At 48.8% G+C, this 18577-nt stretch carries 8 protein-coding genes and 1 pseudogene; 7 read left to right on the top strand and 2 right to left on the bottom strand.

Annotation, left to right across the window (positions count from 1 at the left end; translation table 11 throughout):
* Nucleotides 1–58: 58 nt before the first annotated feature.
* Both ELR70_RS24120 and ELR70_RS24115 read right to left on the bottom strand, forming a co-directional pair.
* Nucleotides 59–1891: a PKD domain-containing protein gene (locus ELR70_RS24120; protein WP_054016110.1), complete on the bottom strand. Its 1833-nt coding sequence runs from the start codon at nucleotides 1889–1891 to the stop codon at nucleotides 59–61.
* Between the two features lie 2213 nt (nucleotides 1892–4104).
* Complete coding sequence (locus ELR70_RS24115) at nucleotides 4105–4437, bottom strand: helix-turn-helix transcriptional regulator (RefSeq protein ID WP_054016108.1); 333 nt, start codon at nucleotides 4435–4437, stop codon at nucleotides 4105–4107.
* A gap of 595 nt (nucleotides 4438–5032) precedes the next feature.
* On the opposite strand from ELR70_RS24115, the gene ELR70_RS24110 reads away from it, so the two are divergent.
* The 7 genes and pseudogenes from ELR70_RS24110 (at nucleotide 5033) to ELR70_RS24080 (ending at nucleotide 18540) form a co-directional block, all read left to right on the top strand.
* Nucleotides 5033–7162, top strand: a complete 2130-nt coding sequence (locus tag ELR70_RS24110; RefSeq protein WP_054016107.1) for a calcium-binding protein — start codon at nucleotides 5033–5035, stop codon at nucleotides 7160–7162.
* A 312-nt stretch (nucleotides 7163–7474) separates the two neighbouring features.
* Nucleotides 7475–8719 carry an HlyD family efflux transporter periplasmic adaptor subunit gene (locus ELR70_RS24105; protein ID WP_054016106.1) on the top strand — a complete coding sequence of 415 codons (1245 nt, stop codon included), beginning with the start codon at nucleotides 7475–7477 and terminating at the stop codon, nucleotides 8717–8719.
* Nucleotides 8720–8774: 55 nt separating this feature from the next.
* Nucleotides 8775–9490 (top strand): annotated as a pseudogene (locus ELR70_RS24100) (ABC transporter ATP-binding protein).
* A gap of 14 nt (nucleotides 9491–9504) precedes the next feature.
* Nucleotides 9505–11898: an ABC transporter permease gene (locus ELR70_RS24095; protein ID WP_054016104.1), complete on the top strand. Its 2394-nt coding sequence runs from the start codon at nucleotides 9505–9507 to the stop codon at nucleotides 11896–11898.
* 88 nt (nucleotides 11899–11986) lie between these two features.
* Complete coding sequence (locus ELR70_RS24090; RefSeq protein WP_054016103.1) at nucleotides 11987–13153, top strand: efflux RND transporter periplasmic adaptor subunit; 1167 nt, start codon at nucleotides 11987–11989, stop codon at nucleotides 13151–13153.
* Nucleotides 13154–13168: 15 nt separating this feature from the next.
* Complete coding sequence (locus ELR70_RS24085; protein WP_054016102.1) at nucleotides 13169–16327, top strand: efflux RND transporter permease subunit; 3159 nt, start codon at nucleotides 13169–13171, stop codon at nucleotides 16325–16327.
* Between the two features lie 155 nt (nucleotides 16328–16482).
* A complete protein-coding gene (locus ELR70_RS24080; protein ID WP_054016101.1) occupies nucleotides 16483–18540 on the top strand; it encodes an oligopeptidase B in 2058 nt (685 codons plus the stop codon).
* The last annotated feature ends 37 nt before the right edge of the window (nucleotides 18541–18577 follow it).

The raw sequence follows: 18577 nt of genomic DNA, 5'->3' as shown, positions 1-18577 counted from the left end.
GGATAAACAAAAAGGCAGCTCGCGCTGCCTTTTTTAGGGAGAAAAATAGTATCTGGGATTACTGGTAATCCGCAACCAGGCTCAGACCTGAGTAGGCGTTGTAAGCACGAATGCCAACCCAGTAGCGGCCCGCACCGTCATTACGGGTACAGTTTTCAGTGTTGCCCCAACGGTAAGGACGGCAGTCATAAGTGGAGGTGGTTGGTTGCTCACCTTTACGTACATACAGATCCGCATCACCGCTGCCACCTGAAATATCGAAGGTGATGTTGGTTGCACCCGCTGGTACGTCGAAGTAGAAGTAAGTCATTTCGCCACGAGCACCAGAGAGGTCTGTTCTGGCAACGCCTTTTTGCAGCTGATCTTCACCACCCGGGCCGTATACAGGCACTTGCTTAGTCACGGTTGCAGTTGCACCCGAGTTATCGGTAACTGTCAGTGAAACGCTGTAGTTACCCGCAGCCGCATAGGTGTGGCTAGCCGTCGCACCAAAGCCAGTGCCGTTGTCACCATAGCTCCACTCGTATTGAGAAATTGAACCATTTGGTGAACTTGAGGCGCTGCCGTCAAAGCTACAAGCCAATTCTGTACAGCTAGACGTGAAGTCGGCGGTAGGCATTGGGTCGCTGTTGTTGTCGCCATCCGGGATGCCATTGAAGTGGCTTGATACCTCAGGCCAGATCTTGCTGATCTTAACGCCCTGGTTAGTACAGCCACCAAAGTGGTGCAAGGCAATGACTTTGTTGCTGGCAGCTGCCAGAACCGGTGAACCTGAAGAACCGCCTATGGTGTCACAGTAGTAGCCCATGTCGGTTCCTGTGCCACGACCATTTGCTGTAACAACATCTGCCTGACACAGGCCATTGCTGTTCTGATCTGATTCGATAGCCAGCTCTTTCGGGTTACCCGCACCGTGCTGAGGAATGTAGATACGCTCGCCTTGCGTTGCATCACGTACGTCCAGGCCAAAGTAGCCAAACGGCTGTGCTTTGTTGAATTCATTGATGGTGAACAGGGTGTAATCCAGCGTGTAGTCAGAAGACAGGAAGTCTTTACCGGTTACTTTGACCACAGTCTCAAGGTTTGAGCCATTACAGCTGGTGTGCTGGTAGTTAAACCACACCTCAGTGTTAGCCAGTTCAGAGGCAGAACCCACACAGTGTTCGTTGGTGAACATGCGGTTGTCCGGGCCAACACGCCAGCCAGTACACAGGCCGCTACCATTCATCAGCAGGCGGGCAACCGGGCGTGAACGCTCAAACTCAGTTGGGTTTGACCCTGCCCAGCACTGTACGTCGCGGCGCTCATTCACACCACAAGTTGACTCAATGCCCACATCTGTTGATGCGTTCATGGTTTCCAGCATAGGCGTGTTTTCAATACCGTGGTCATAAAAATCAATCACAGCTGATGACATGCTTTGTGCAGACATCAGGGTTGAGTTTGACGCTGTACCTGGTGTGTATTCAACCACTGCGGTATCTGCAGAAATTGACATTGCAGAGAAGCTGCTAACGCCGTCATCGCCCAGTTTGGCATTGACCGTCGCGGCACGCATATTCGCTTCGGTATACTCGTAACGCTCGCTGCCGTCTTTTGAACGCACAACCAGCTTGCCGCCATTTGCCAGGTTCACATTTTTAAAGTGTAGTTTGATGTAGCTGGCATCCGGGTGTGTAATAGTGCGGGTGATCACTGCGCTGCCCGTGCTGCTTATGGTCGCAAATTCCTGAGAGAGAGACAGGTTTGCGTCGGCACGTGCACCAATGATGGTTTTGTTAGCCTTACTGGTGTATTGCAGCATTTGTGCTTCTGTGAGTGGCGCGGTGTTTTGTGCCAGTGCTGCGGTTGAGAGTAAGCCTAGCGCAGAGACAAGATAGGTTAGTTTCATTGCTGTTCCTTTTCACTTGTTGTTGAATGATTTTTTAGAATAAAAAGTTATTGAATAAATTTCGCACAGGTACAAAGGTAATCATAAATATTATTTTTGTAAAGAAAGTGATAATAAAAATTTAATTAAGTGAGTCTCCACTGCGCTGTTAAACGCCGTTATTTCGTACAATCGGGGGCGAAAATTTTTATTCCGGGCTGCAATATTTCCGGTACTTGTCTCTTTTTTAGCTAATATGGGGACGTGTTCACCGTCAATTCTTACATAATATCGGCAGTTTGCTGCTTCGAATGCTCAGTCATACCGTCAGCCGGGTTTGATAGATGCAAAATATAAAATTTAACGGCTAATTTACAATGTGTATTAGAAGGCGCCAATAGGGTGTAATGCTGAAGTAATAACTAAGAGGGGTGAGCAGCCGGGATTGCACGTTGTGGTATCAAACCGGCTGTCTGGTTGATGAGTGAGACAAAAGCGCACTCATGCTGAGCGTTGTGGTGTGGCTGTCAGAGGCGATGGATACGTTTACGAGAACGTTGGGGAGCGCTTTCTAGTTCGTTCCACCTAGCTTCCCGCACTGTCCGGCACGGAAGCTTATATAGCAAGTATGTTCAGGCCGGCATGCCGTATTTGATACGAGCACAGCCCGACGCCAGCACCGAGCTGTTATCCGCATTTGATACGGGCACAGCCCTACGCCAGCACCGAGCTGTGATCCGTATTGATACGAGAGCAGCCTTGCGACAACGTCGAGTAGTTATCCGCATTTTATATGAGCACAGTTCGACGACAACACCGAGCTGTGATCCGCATTGATGCGAGCTTAGCCTAGCGTCTACATCGAGCTGTAATCCGCATTTGATATGAGCACAGTTCGACGACAACACCGAGCCGTCATCCCGTACTTGATACGAACATAGCCCGACGACAACACCGAGCCGTTATCCGTATTTGATACGAGCACAGCCCGACGACAGCACCGAGCCGTTATCCGCATTTGATACGAGCACAGCCCGACGACAACATCGAGCTGTAATCCGCATTTGATATGAGCACAGTTCGACGACAACACCGAGCCGTCATCCCGTACTTGATACGGGATCTACTCAACGGCAACACTGAGCTGTGAAATACCCTCTACCATGAATCAATTCATAATTTAAATAACTAAAAAGTGCACTTAGTTATTCTAATTCATTTACTGACATCACCTGATTTACTATTCTTGTAAATCGTAATGTACCTTTTAGCTGGGGCTAGCGGAGCACTTTTAGTAATTTTGGTGTATTGCCTCTGTTAACGACGTTGCTCTTCATTTTTAATGAATCAATTAATAAACTCGAGTGTTTAACCTGTATAAGGTGCTTTTTTCTTTTTCTCAAAAGGGGGAACGATCGGCACCATTCTGGGTAAGGTTGATCTATCGGGATCTCCACTGACTCCACCCATAACTTGGACCAATGAAACACGTTCGATGACTCTCATTGTTCGCCTCTTTCCTTATATTTTACCTTTGGCTTGCAAAGTCTTTATTAGGCCTATGAATAAATTAATAAACTTGCTTGTTCAACCTTCATCAGGTTTTTTTTGCTTTTTTCCCAAAGTAGGGTCTATGGGGGCTGCCCTAGGTAGTTCAGGTAACTTTGGATTACCGGCTGTGCTACCCCTAAGATTTTTTTTAACAATCTATAGTTAATTGTTCTCATAAATTAATTCTCCTTTGGAGCGCCTAACATGCACTATAAATGTTATCAGTGTAAGAGATTCTAGAATGTGAAGGATATACTGAGTTGGTGACCATACATGATGATAAATAAATGGGTAGCTCAGAACTTTATAAAAATAGAGTTGGATTTCAACCCATGTAGCAAGGCAGAGCATTGACGCGACAAATAATAACAAGCAAATACAGCACTCTGGAATAGTGAGTACATAACGTTCTCTTGCCTTCTTAAAAAATTCGATTTTAGTAAGTTTGTATAACGCTTCTGCCTGAACTCCTCTGGTGAGAAAGAGCGCTAGGAAACAAATATTTAATACCAAACACCATAGGTAATAATGCCTAGTCCAACTAATCGTTATAGGATTAACAGTCATATCGACGAGCTGTAAGAGAAGCATTAAGGAAAACAACCATCTGGCGTTATAATCTTTCCAAGTGAGAATTAAGCCGATAAAAACGACAGAGGAAAGCATCATCTCAATAAAATGCATCAGTCTTCTCCCTTGTCTTCTGCTTTTGGTTCCATAGGTGGTTTTGTCTGTAATGGTTTTTTTGTTGTTCTTTTTTCGGCGTTATCGGCTAAAAAACCAAAAAAGCTTTTCCAGTCTTTGCCGAAGATCATCAGAATATCCAGCAGCTGTTCCAGGTCCATAATGGTTTTACCACTTTCCCAGTTTGAGATGGTGGATTGGTCGACCGGAACGGACATTTTTTTGGCCAGCTCGGCTTGCGACATTTTTTGTTGTATTCGCAGACTACGCAGTGACGCCTGAATGTCCCGTCGGGCGCTGTTTAGCCAGTTCAATCGTTGACGTGTATTCATTGTACATCCGTATATGAATATTAAAACAGTGAAGTTACATTTTGTTGCTTATTATTATACTCAGTGTAATTTAACAGCTGTTTAAAAAATGTAAAGTGTTAAAGGGTTGATTTGTACCCGAAAATTTTTACCGCTACGCAACCAAAGTGTGTATAAGTGACATGATTTTAGGTAAAAATCATGAATTATAAAGGCTTTGTTAGATAAGAGTCTTTGCCAGATTAGCCCATACATTATTGAAACTTTATGAATGCATTCATAGTGCATAGGTTTTATTATGTAAACAGATTAAGATGTATGTTGTGCGTTATCGTACGATGAAGCTTTTTCAACTCCCCGTATGTCGGGGCTCAGTGTGAATTAAACGTCACATTCTTTGCTTTCGTTTTTTCATTTTTTCCTGCCTGTTTCTATTATTCAGGCTGTTTCATCAAGCCAATACATCCTCCTGGTCTGTGTTCTTACCCGCTTTGCTGGCAGTAAAACTCATCCTTATTACCCAGTCTGAGTCCATAGTCATTGCACAATTGTGGCTTATAAATTCCACCATCCAGATTTCTTTGCGCAAATCTTTACTTAACTCATGGAGACTAACATGGTGGTTTATCAAAAGGCACTCTTGGCAGCGGCGCTGTCGCTGACCTTGCTGCCCAACAGCGCGCTTGCCACGCGGCTGGCTGCACCTGGCGCTTACTGTAATGGCCTGGATCGGACCCAGATAGACATCGGCGAGCATGTTGAAAATCAATATATGATTTATCTGGCATTGAGCCCTAAGCTGGCTGACACTGCGCTGACCGTGAGGGGAACTCAGAATTCTATTGTGGTCTCGTACAATGGCCGCTGTGAAGTGCTCAACGGCAGTAGCTATAACGGGCTACACGTGAACCTGCCGGACAGTGGTGAATATTACAATGGTGCGAACCTGGATTTTCATCAACAGGTTTATGGTGGTGAAGGGAACGACACTATTCTCACCGGCAATAAAGTCGATTACGTGTATGGAAACGGCGGTAATGACCAGATCTATACGTTTAGAGACTTTGAGCGTGTGGATGGCGGCGCAGGCGCAGACTGTGTTGAAGAAGGGGATGAAGGTACGATCCAGAGCCGCTTCGAAAACGTGGAGTCAACCAGTTGTGCTAACTATGCGCCGGCCAGTTGTGAAGGCCTGGACCGTTCAAAAATAGCCGTTGCCGATGATAACTCCTTAAACCCCTACATGAATTACCTGTCGGTATCACCGAATGTGAGTGGTGAGAAGCTGACCGCCGAAGGCGACGATGCCCTGGTAACCGTCTATTACGCTGGCAGCTGTGAGACCTTCGATGTGAGTAATCACAATGGTTTTCAGGTCAATCTGGCTGACAACGGTGAAGAATACGACGGTACAGCGCTGAACTGGCATCAGCTGGTATATGGTGGTGACGGTAATGACACCATCTTAACCGGTAATAAAGTGGATTATGTGTATGCCGGTAAAGGCGATGACATTATTTACACTTATGGCGACTATGAGAAAGTAGACGGTGGCACAGGCATGGACTGTCTGACGGAAGGGTCAAGCGGCAGTATCCAGAGTAATATCAGCGGCATCGAGCAATATTCCTGTACGCCGGTGGGTAATGTACCAGACAGTCTGACTGCCGCATACGCGCGTTGTCATATGCAGACCGGCAGTTTCGACAATGAGCTGAACAATGGGGTGTGGAAACTACGCGCGCTCGACAGTAATCTTGCCCTGTTTGTGGAAGAGCATGATGAGTATGTGTTTGCTTACTCCGCAGGCTATCAGCATTGCGCATTCAGTAACGCCGTAGAAGAAGTTGAGGTGCAGTTATCAAATGGCAACGATACCCTGTCGGCAACCGGTGTTGGTCGCGATATGACAGTGTATGGCCTCAATGGCAATGACACCATCCAGACTGGTCGTGGTAATGACCTGATCTTTGGTGGTGACGGTAAAGATAAGATCCGCGCAGGCGACGGTAACGACTGGGTTGCCGGTGGTTCGGAGATTGCCACCGATCACGATGGTGTGGTACATCGCGTACGCATCAGTGGTTACAACAATGATGGTGCAGACGACATTAAAGGTGAGAACGGCAACGACGTGCTGTTTGGTAACCGGGATGGCGACAATATCTCAGGGGGTGACGGGGAAGATATCATCTTTGGTAATGATGGTAACAAAGACAGGTTATACGGTAACTCAGGGGCCGATATCATTGTCGATTCCGGTGGTGGCTCATGGGGTAACCGTGCCAAATCTTGGGGTGGCAGCGGGCAGGACATTCTGGTCTGTGAACGCGGTCATTGTGAACTCAGCGGCGGTGGCAGCAAAGACTTCTTAGCGGCAATTTCGACCTATTCAGATATTGGTTTGTATGGCGGCGGCGGCGGCGATATTCTGTTTGTACGCGGTGATGAGATCCCATCCGGCACCGGTGGCAGTGGTAACGACTTAATCTACAATGAGTGGAGCGATCGTGACATCAGCGGCTACGTGAGCAGTGCTAAGCATAGATCAGGCTACTTTGACCGTGCGGTGCGTAAGGCTGGCAGTGGCATGTCATCACGTCACGAAGAAGTGCTCAGACTGAAGCAGTTTTACAATGAAAAAGGCTACAGCGAGTTCAAAGGCCGTATCGCTGAACTGGTGGACCAAGATACCTTTGAAGCGTGGCTGAACAACCGCATCAAGAGTGTGTACGACTTACAGTAAATCCACCACTACCTGACACTTACCTGAGGGTAGGCGTCAGGTAGCGGTTTTAATCATTTATGGCCCGTGACAAGGCCATCTAAGCCCGAGACCTGGGGAAGTCTGCGTGACTTCCCTATTTACTTTCCCGCCCCCCAACTTATTTCAGTTCATTGTGCCACATCTGGCCGGTTTGCGTTTCAATTCCGGAAAATCCGTCCGGTTCTGCCAAAATACGTCTTTTATAAATAGTAAGGTGCTGATATTTAATGGATAAATTTCTGGCATGAAATTGGCTCCAGGGGGATAGAATCAAGATATCCGGAGCGAAATATGGATCTAATTAAACCGCCTAAACCTACCAGCCGCTGGCGTCGCTGGATGTGGGCTCTGGTGGGCGTTTTTTTTGCGGTGAGTGTGTGGCTGGCCGGCCCCAGCGATCAGATCACCCGACTGGGACGTCACGAAGTACTGATAGCGACAGTGGAATATGGACCGCTGGCGATTGGCGTCGACAGCTTTGGTGTGCTTCGCAGTGCAGAGCAGCATTTGATCACTGCCGACAGTGATGCTGTGGTGAAACAGATCCACCTAAAAGCGGGGGCATCGGTATCCGTCGGAGAGGTGATTGCAACGCTCGATAACCCGGACCTGTCACTGGCGGTTGCGCAGGCACAACAGGCTTTGCAGGACAGTGATATGGCACTGCAACAGCTCACACTCAATCAGCAGCGGGAGTTTCTCAGTGAACAAACGCTTCTGGATAAACTGACCGGAGACTTAGCAACAGCCCGATTACGGCAGCAGGCTGAGCAAGGGCTTGCTGAGAAAGGGATCATTTCACAACTGGCATTTGCCCAGACTCAGTCACGTGTTGTCAATCTGACTCGCCAAATGCAAAGCGCCCAACAGCGCCTGGAGCAGCTAAAAAAGCTTCATGCCAGTGCGCAGCAGCTGGCATCGCAACGTATTGTTATCCGACGCCAGGAGCTGGCGCGCAGCCGTGCTAGGTTAGCTGCACTGACGATCACGGCGCCCGTTGCGGGTATTTTGGAGCGTATGCCGCTGGCGGTAGGTCAGCGACTGAGTGTGGGCGACGAAACCGCTTTGATCGGCAGTCAGACACATTTGCTCGCCGAGCTGCGAGTACCGCAATCTCAGGTACAAAAAGTTGCACCGGGTCAGGCTGTGACAGTGCGGATCCGCGACCAGCAAGTCAATGGCACGGTCAGCCGAATCGATCCGGTCGTGGTTGATAACAGTGTTAAGGTGGAAGTGGCGTTACCTCAGGCACTGCCAAAAGCTGCCCGACCGATGCTTAGCATTGATGCAAGTATTACCGTAGCAAAACTGGATCAGGCGCTGTATATCCGCCGCCCGGCGAATGTGCGAGAACAACAAACCGCCCAGATGTACAGATTATCGCAGGATGGTTCGACCGAGCTGAAAACCGTGCGTTTTGGCGTAACGGCCGGTCGTTTTGTGGTGATTGAACAGGGAGTTGAGAAAGATGAACGCCTGATTATTTCCGATCTGAGTAATCTGGCGCAGCAGGGCGTGCAAGTCGCACTGGATTAAGGTTTTAAGGGTCAAATATGGCACAATAGGGTGCCGGTTTGTCAGCGGGGAAAATATGACACATATAATAGAAATGAAGCACATCAGCAAAGTGTTTGAAACCGAAGAATTGCAAACCCATGCGCTAAGACAGATAAGTCTGACGATAGATGAAGGAGAGTTTGTTTCCATATCAGGCCCTTCTGGGTGTGGTAAATCTACTTTGCTCTCTATCATGGGGTTGCTGGATGAAGCCAGTGACGGGCAATACCTAATCCAGGGCACCGAGGTCGGTACTTTAACCGCAGATCAAGGCGCAGAATTAAGAAACCGCCATATCGGCTTTATTTTTCAGTCTTTTAATCTGATAGATGAATTGTCGGTATTCGATAATGTTGCATTGCCATTGCGTTATAGCAGCGAGAAAGTGTCGCGTGAGGCGGTGCAACATGCGGTGCATACTTGTCTGGAAAAAGTGGGGTTGTCACATCGTGCTTCTCACAAGCCCGATCAGCTCTCTGGTGGTCAACAGCAGCGCGTGGCCATTGCCCGGGCATTGGTGGCCAACCCGAGTATTTTGTTGGTAGATGAACCTACAGGCAACCTGGACTCAAAAAGTGGCGATGCAGTGATGCAGTTGATTGCGCAGTTACATCAACAGGGCACCACTATTTGTATGGTGACGCATGACCCCAGATATGCCGACATGGCCCCAGGCAGATCCGTTTGCTGGATGGTGAAATCGTGGGCGGCAGCCACACGCGCGATTCAGTACATATTGTGACCGCCTGAGGGAGTGTGGCGAGATGTTGTCAGATCTTCAGGATGCACTGCAGGCACTATATCACCGCTGGCGAATGACCCTGGTCTTTGTCACCTTACTGTCCAGTGCAATGACGGCTTTGCTGGTTGCCGGAGTTATCGCCTGGCAGGCCCATGGTCCTTTGCCTTATGATAAGCCTGAGCGACTAGCCTGGGTTGAAGGGACACTGTTTAACGAGCAGGGTGAAACCACGTTGAGTGCGTCTTTGTCCGCGCCTGCAGCCTGGGCCTTGCACCAGACGCCGGGTTTATTCGAGGTGTCTTCCCCGGTGTTTTACACCGATATGCTCTATCTTAATCATGCAAAGCAGCCTCGTATTTCAGCGGCTTTGGTTGAACCCAGTTACTTTTCATTATTTACGATGCCGCTGCAAAGCGGACACTACTTTTCAGCCTCGACCATACAAGGCCAGCAGCCTCAGAGCGTCGCCCAGGTTGTTGTCAGTGCCCGTTTTGCCCGCGAGTATTTGTCAACGCAACAAGCTACGGGACAGATACTTCAATTCGATGACCGGCGTTTTCAGGTGGTGGGGATCCTCGCTGAAACCAATCAGGAGCCTGAGCTCTTTCGGGCTGCGCAACAAAGCGATGTGTTCTTACCTTTTTTCAGTCATACCGCAACGGATATGACGCCCTTTGCGCATATGGCGATCCGCAATAATGTGATGCTGGTTGGCCGGACCTTGCCACAGGCCAATGCAGTCTTGCAGGCGCAGGCGCAGATACTCGGTAGTCAGGTCAATGAACTGGCAAAACAATATGGTTTTGGGGAGACAAAGCTGGCGCTGACGCTTCGTCCGCTCACGATTAAGCTCAAAGGGGCGCTTCAGGAAACCGGGCGCTGGCTATTCGGCGCTGCGGTGGGTGTTATTGTCGTGACACTGTGTAATTTGTTCGCTTTATATTTACTGGACTTCAAGAGCCGTCAATCACAACTGGCGCTGCATCTGGCACTGGGTGCTCGCCAGTCTCGTTTGTTTCGTCAGGTGCTGATGCATGCGACAGCCCTATTTGCGCTGTCAGCACTCGTGGCGACCGTGTTAGCGCCGGCTTTGTTGGCACTGGTGCAATACTGGGGTCATGCCGTGTTGGGAAGCATTACCTGGCTGGATGTATCCTGGTCTGAGTATCTGGCAATGTGGCTGGTGGCTTTAGGCCTGGCCTGGGGGTTTGCTCAAAGTGTATTTCGCTCTGTTGATTTACGAGGCCTGAGACAGCAGCTCAGCGGCTCTGGCAAAGGTCAGACGAGGCAGTTGCCAGGCTGGCTCAGCCAGTTGCTGGTTAATGGGCAGTTGACGGTAGGGGCAGTGGTCTTGTGTTTCAGTATCTGGTTGTTAAGTCATTATGGAACACAGATGAATACTGCCCAGGGGTTTGATGACCATGGCCTGTTGCATGTACAGTTACAGCAGCTGGACTTTGAGCGTAGCGAGCAAAAAGCACGAGCCAGGCGCCAGCTCAGTGAGGCCAATATCAGGGCACTGCTGACACAGCCTCAGATAGTGGCGGTAAGCCTTTCAGCGAATCATCCTCTGGAGATGTCCTGGGTTGAGCCCATAGGAACTAACTCCGATTCAGCGCAGCAGTTGACCGCTTTTGGGCAGTGGAGTGGTGAGGGCTATTTTGCAACCGTCGGACAAAAGATACTTGCGGGCAGTGAGTTCAGTGCACAGCAACTGACCCTGGATGCGCCCGCAGAGGCCGTGATCCTCACTCTGAGTCTGGCAACTAAACTGGGACTAACGCTCGAAGATGTTGGCACCACCTTGTATTCACGCAATCAGCGCCCGGTAAGGTTACAGGCCATTGTTGCCGATATTTACTCTCCCACTCTGGGTACCCCTGACATTGTTTATTTGCCACATAACTTCTTTGTTACCAATCTGACGGTCAGACTAGCGCCCGGGCAACAGCTGGAAAAATCTGATCTGAATGCGCTACTGCGCGTACAAGACAGTACACAAAGCGTGTTCCAGGTGATAAATATGACCCGACAGTCTCTTGCTATGAGTAAGTCGGCCAGGTTAAGCGCCTACACCGGTATTGCATTAAGTACACTTATGATAATGCTGGTCGGGGTAGGTCTGTATGGCTTACTGGGTTATCTGGCATTACTGCATAAACCGGTATGGCAAATAAAGTGGCAACTGGGTGCGAAGGCGGGCACATTAATGACAGAGCAGCTTACTGGTCGTGTCTGCAAGGTCATACCAGTTGCTTTTGTGTCTTTTTTGTTACTTTATTCGTTGTGCTGGTTGCTCGATATGGCATTGCCCGGATTGGCTGCAAGCTTTGTAATTGCAGTTACTTTTATGTTTTTAATGGTTTTATTATTGGATTACCACCACACTAAAAGTCAACTGAAAACTTTTCTCTGAATTAGTAACAGATTCTTACAAATGTCACGTTATTGAACGTCAGTATGTTGGTAAGATAGTGGGTAGGAAAATATCAATAGGTAAAGTCATGAAAGCACAAGCACTAAAATGGATCTTTCCCTTTGTTGCGTTAGGCCTTGGGGGGGCAGGTTTCGTAACCGTGAATGCGGTTGCGAAGAGCGAAGAAGAAAAACAGGTGGTAGATACACGCCCGGTTGTTCAGGTTGAGTCGGTTCAGGCACAGGATCATCAGGTGCTTATCCAAAGTTACGGCGAAGTCATGCCACTGGAAACAACGCAATTGTCTGTTCAGGTGGCAGGAGAGGTCGTTTACTGGCACCCCAGCTTTGTAGCAGGTGGCGTAGTAGCGAAGGGCGACGTATTGCTTAGCATTGAAAAAGACAATTACGAAGCGGCGGTACTACAAGCGGAAGCCCAGTTGGCCAGTGCACAGGCGGCGTTGATCGAAGAGCAGGCACAGGCCGAGGTAGCGGCAGATGAAGCTAAGCGTTTTCCCAACAAAAAGCACACCGATCTATTTTTACGCAAGCCTCAGGTAATGAGTGCTAAAGCCGCGGTTAAATCGGCCAAAGCAGCATTGATGCGTGCTCAGCGCGACCTGGACAATTGTGAAGTAGTCGCTCCATTCAATGGTTTAATCGTGTCTCGTGACGTAGGTCTGGGTCAGTTTGTCTCAACAGGCAGCGTTGTGGCGCAGCTCAACAACATTGAACAAGCAGAAGTGGTGATCCCGATTGCTGGATTCGACTCCGTGTTTTTGCCAGAAACGGTCAGCGGAACGAAAGCGACTGTGTTTAGCAAAGGGGTGAGTGGCTTTTCTCGAGAAGCATACATTGATCGTGATTTGGGTACGGTAGACACCCAGACCCGAATGAGCAACCTGGTGGTTCGTATTGATGACCCATATGGTTTGAACAGCGATCAGCCTAAAGTGAAGTTTGGTACCTATGTTCAGGTGAGTTTCCTGGGCAAAACCCTCAAGCAGATTTATCGACTGCCTCAGGAGCTGGTGAATAATCAAACCGTGTGGTTGTTAAACGATAAGACTGAACTGGAACCCAGACAAGTACAGGTTGTCCGTGAAGAAGGGGAGTATTTCCTGGTTGCAGAAGGGCTTAATAACAGTGACAAAGTGGTCGTGACCTTACCTGAATATCCACAGCGCGGTATGGCTGTAAAAGTGGCAGGGGCTGACCAGTCAAACACACAGGGCACCAGCCTGGAAAAGCTATAACGGCAGGGACGGACAATGAGTGAACAACATACACCCAGGCAAACAGGGCTAATTGCCTATTTTGCAAATAACTCGGTTGCTGCCAATCTGATGATGGGTTTTATCCTCATCATGGGGATCATCAGTTATTTTACGATCCAGCGGCAGATGTTTCCGAGTATTGAACTGAACCTGATCTCAGTAAATGCGACCTACCCAGGTGCTTCGCCACAGGAAATCGAAGAGAGTATCCTGATTAAAGTGGAAGAAGCGCTTAAGGACGTGACTGAGATTGACAAGGCGGTTTATCGTTCGTTCCGTAATGGAGGGAGCGTTCAGCTGGAGATAGACACCAGCGCCGATCTGGCCGATGTGGCGGATAAAGTGCGTTCGCGGGTCGATGGGATTGCAACCTTTCCGGCCTCGATGGAGCCGATCCGAGTGCAGCAAATTGAGTTTACGCAAGATGTTGTGCAGATGGCACTGGTGGCTGATCTGCCATTAACGCAGCTCAAGCCGTTGGCCAAAGAAGTTGAAGATGAACTGTTACAGTTGTCTAATATTTCTCTGGTTGACCGCAATACCCCGGAGTACGAAATTGCCATTGAAGTTGACCCGGATGCATTGCGTCGTTACAACATGTCGATGCAAGAGGTTGCGGCTGCAATTAGCCGTTATTCAACTAATGTGTCAGCAGGTCAGATCCGCACCAATGCTGGCCTGATCTCAGTACGGGTGGAGAACCAGAAATACCGCGGTAATGAGTTCCGCCGCATTCCGGTTAAGGTAGGAGCAAACGGCGCTAAGGTGCTGTTACAGGACGTTGCTGAGATCAAAGACGCCTTTGTTGAAGGTGAATTTTACTTCAAGCTTAACGGTGTCAATGCCGCATATCTGTCGGTCAGGGCAACCAATGATCAAAACATGGTGCCTATCGCCAATACAATTCACTCTTATATAGAGGCAAAGAACAAGACCTTACCGGAAGGGGTTGAACTGACCGCTTTTGTTGATATGACTTACTACCTTGAGGCGCGTCTGGACATGATGAAAAAGAACATGTTCCAGGGGGCAATCCTGGTAGCCATTATGCTGACCATCTTCCTGCGCTTTAAACTGGCGTTTTGGGTGATGGTGGGCCTGCCTGTGTGTTTCCTGGGTGCGATCATGATGATGCCAGTGTTTGGGATCAGTATGAATATCGTCTCCCTGTTTGCGTTCATTATGGTTCTGGGGATCGTGGTCGATGACGCGATAGTCATAGGGGAGGCGGCCTACACGGAAATAGAACGCAAAGGACCGGGCGTGAATAATGTGGTCATCGGGGCTAAGCGTGTTGCGACACCTGCCACCTTTGGTGTATTGACGACCATGGCGGTATTTGCGCCTATGGTGTTCTCAAGTGGACCCGAAGCGGCATTCTTTAAATCTATTGCCATCGTTGTCATGCTGTGTCTGGCATTCAGCCTGATCGAGTCTAAATGGATCTTACCTGCGCACATTGGTCATACTAAATTCAAGCCTATGCGTGAAGGCAGCTGGCGTGCCAAATTTAACAAACGCTTCTTCGAATTCGTTAATGGGCCTTATCGCAACCTGGTCGAAAAATGTGTGCAATGGCGCTGGACCGTGCTGTGTGGGTTTATCGGTATGCTGGTATTGAGCGTGTCGCTAATCACCTCTAATCAGGTTCGTTTTGTTCAAATGCCCAAAGTGCCACACGATTACCCTATGGTGAAACTGACGCTGAACGACAATGCGTCGGACTCGCAAACATTGCAAGCGCTCAGCACCATCGAAAAAATGATGCTGGATGTTGAGCAAGAGGTGGAGCAAGAGTTCGGTCAGGGTATGATCAAAGACATCATGGTGTGGAACGAAGGACGTACCGAAGGAAACGTACTGGCTGTTCTGGTAGAAGAGGAAGACCGTCCGTTTGATGCCTTTGAATTGTCTCGTCGCTGGCGCGAAAATATGCCAGATATCGCGGGTGTAAAATCTTTGCTTGTCATTGATGATGTAAATGATGAAGGTCAGGGGCAAGGTGAGTTCGGTTATCTGCTGTATGGTCCGGACATAGACATGCTCAACGCGGCGGGCCGTCAGTTTATTTCTATGCTGCAGCAGGAAAAAGGCCTGTTTGACGTGAGCTCTAGCATTGACCCCGAAAGTAAAGAGGTACAGCTGGTATTGAAGCAGGTGGCATATGATTTAGGACTGAGCCTGTCAGATATTGGTAACCAGGTGGGCATGAGCTTCTATGGTGGTGAGGCCCAGCGGGTGATCCGTGACGGCGAAGAGATCAAGGTCATGGTACGTTATCCGCGACTGGACCGGGAGGCTTTCTCGTCACTGAAGCACACGGTCATCACAACACCAGAGGGTAAAGACGTCATGCTGGGTGATGTGGTTGAGTTTGTTGAACGCCCGGGGGTGAGCTATATCCGTCGTGAAAATGGTTATCGTACTGTCTATATCTACGGCAATATTGACGAACAGGTCATTGAGCCAAACCAGGTCGTTGAAAACATAGATAAAAACCTGCTGCCAAAATTGATGGAGCAATTCCCCGAGGTGAAAACCGAACTGGGTGGTGATATTGAAGAAGATCAGGCACAGGCTAATGAGCAGATGATGTTCTTTATTGCTGGTATGTTTATTGTTTACATCTTGCTGGCAGTCCCGCTTAAGAGTTATGGTCAGCCATTAATCATTATGTCTGTTATCCCATTCAGCCTGGTCGGTGCTATCTGGGGACACTGGTTCTTTGGTTTGGATATGAGCATGATGTCGACCTACGGTCTGATTGCAGCAGCGGGTGTTGTTATCAATGACTCGCTGGTTATGACGGATTATGTGAATCAGGTGCGCAAAGAAGGTGTAAAGCTTAAAGATGCGGTTGTTGAAGCAGGTTGTGCACGATTCCGTGCTATTACTCTGACGTCAATCACCACCTTTGCGGGTGTTGTGCCGATTATCTTTGAAACCAGCCTGCAAGCGAAGTTTGTTATTCCTATGGCGGTTTCGCTGGGCTTTGCTGTGTTGTTTGCGACACTCATCACGCTTATTCTGGTCCCTTGTTTGTATATCATCCTGATTGATGTCAGCAAGGTATTTGGCGAAGTGTTCGGTGCGATTGGCAAAGCTGCGCAGCAGGTGTTCAACCGTAATAAGGTGAGCCAGCAGCAAGGCTAACGCCTGCCATATTTAAACTCTGTAAAGGCCAGCATTTGCTGGCCTTTTTAGTTTTACAGAGCGCCTGTGTTGCTTGCAGTGAATTACATGACATCTCAGGCGTTTATTTGCTATGTTAGGGTCACAATGGTTTTTAACAAATTAGGAACAAGTGAGTGACCAAAACGCTGACCCCGCCCGTGGCTAAAAAAGTGCCACACATCATGACCCACCACCAGGATCAAAGGACAGACAACTACTACTGGATGCGTGACGATAATCGTCAGGACCAGCAGATATTGGACCATTTGCATGCCGAAAACGCCTATTGTGAGGCGGTGATGGGCGAGCATAAAGCATTGCAGGACCAGTTGTTTGAAGAAATGAAAGGCCGCATTGTAAAAGACGACAATACGGTGCCCGTTAAAGATGGGCGCTATTGGTATATGAGTGAAGTCAGTGGCGACGATGAATACTCGCGTCATTACCGTGGCAGCGATGAAGCCATGAGTGACAAACAGTTACTGCTGGATGTCAACGCGCTCGCCAGGGCTTACGAGTTTTTTGAACTGGGTGATATCGCCGTTAGTCCTGATGATAATTTGCTGGCCTACAGTGAAGATACTGACGGGCGACGCATTTATACCGTGCGCTTTAAAGACTTACAAAGTGGTGAGATGCTGAGTGACGTACTGACTGAGACCGAAGGGGAAGTGGTCTGGGCCAACGACAATAAAACCGTGTTTTATGTGCGTAAAGACCTGCAAACCCTGCTGGGCTATCAGGTTTATCGTCATGTATTAGGTACGCCGCAAAGCGATGACCAGCTGGTATATGAAGAGCAGGACCGTCAGTTTTATATGGGGCTGGGTAAGAGTCGAGATGAAAGCGAGATCTACATTCATCTGGCCGCCACGGAAACCACAGACATCCTGGCGCTGTCGGCCGATGAGCCACAAGGTCAGTTTGAACGCTTACTGACCCGAACCACAGGCCATGAATATGGTCTGGATAAGCTGGGTGAATATTACTATCTGGTCTCTAACCGGGAAGCCAAAAATTTCCGTCTGTTACGTGCGACCAAAGAGACGCTGGCCAACCCTGAACAGTGGCAAGAGTTGATTGCGCATCGTGAACATGTGTTGCTTGAAGGCATGGAGCTGTTCCACAGTCACTATGTGGTGACGGAGCGAGAGCTTGGCCAGATACGTTTTGTTGTGCATGATTATGTGGGTAACAGTTATCAGCTTAAGTTTGACGATGCCTGCTTCTTTGCCGGATTGGGCTATAACCCCGAGCCTGAGGCTGAAACGGTTCGGGTTTATTACTCAAGCCTGACAACCCCAAGCAGTGTTTATGATTTTGCGCTTGTCGGGGGTAAAAAGACCCTGAAGAAACGACAAAAAGTTCTGGGCGACTTTAACCCTGACTATTATGCTTCTGAACGACTACATATCCCTGTGCGTGATGGCGTCGAGGTGCCTGTGTCACTGGTTTATCGTAAAGATAAGTTCAGTAAAGATGGCACCAACCCGCTGTTGCAATATGGTTATGGCGCTTACGGGATCACCATAGACCCGAATTTCTCGACTAACACATTGAGTCTGCTGGACCGCGGCTTTGTGTATGCCATTGCGCATATTCGTGGTTCAGAGATGCTTGGTCGCAACTGGTACGAGCAAGGTAAAAAGGCGCATAAGCAAAATAGCTTTAACGACTTTGAGGACGTCACCCGGGCTTTGGTTGAGCAAGGATATGGTGCTGCGGACAAAGTGTTTGCCTCTGGCGGCAGTGCCGGCGGTCTGCTGATGGGGGCCGTGGTGAATCAGGCACCAGAGTTATATCGTGGTATCGGTTGTCATGTGCCCTTTTTGGATGTGCTAACCACTATGCTGGATGAGAGCATCCCGCTGACGACTAATGAATATGATGAGTGGGGCAATCCGAACGATGAGGCAGACTACCGTACTATTTTGGCGTATTCACCCTATGACAACCTGCGCGCCGCTGACTATCCTAATATTCTGGTAACAACGGGTCTGCATGATTCTCAGGTGCAATACTGGGAGCCAATGAAATGGGTAGCCAAACTGCGCGAATTGAAAACGGATAATAACTTGCTGTTGTTTAAAACTGATATGGATGCCGGACATGGTGGTGCGTCGGGTCGTTTTAAAAGCCTGCACGAAAAGGCGCTGGAAATGGCCTTTTTTATTGGCTTACTTGAGCGTTAAGCGATTATTTGACACTGACCGATGTCGATCAATCAGT

The organism is Pseudoalteromonas sp. R3, from assembly GCF_004014715.1.
GTDB lineage: Bacteria > Pseudomonadota > Gammaproteobacteria > Enterobacterales > Alteromonadaceae > Pseudoalteromonas.
Note: the sequence above shows the minus strand (reverse complement) of the source record. Positions and strands in the feature narration are given on the sequence as shown.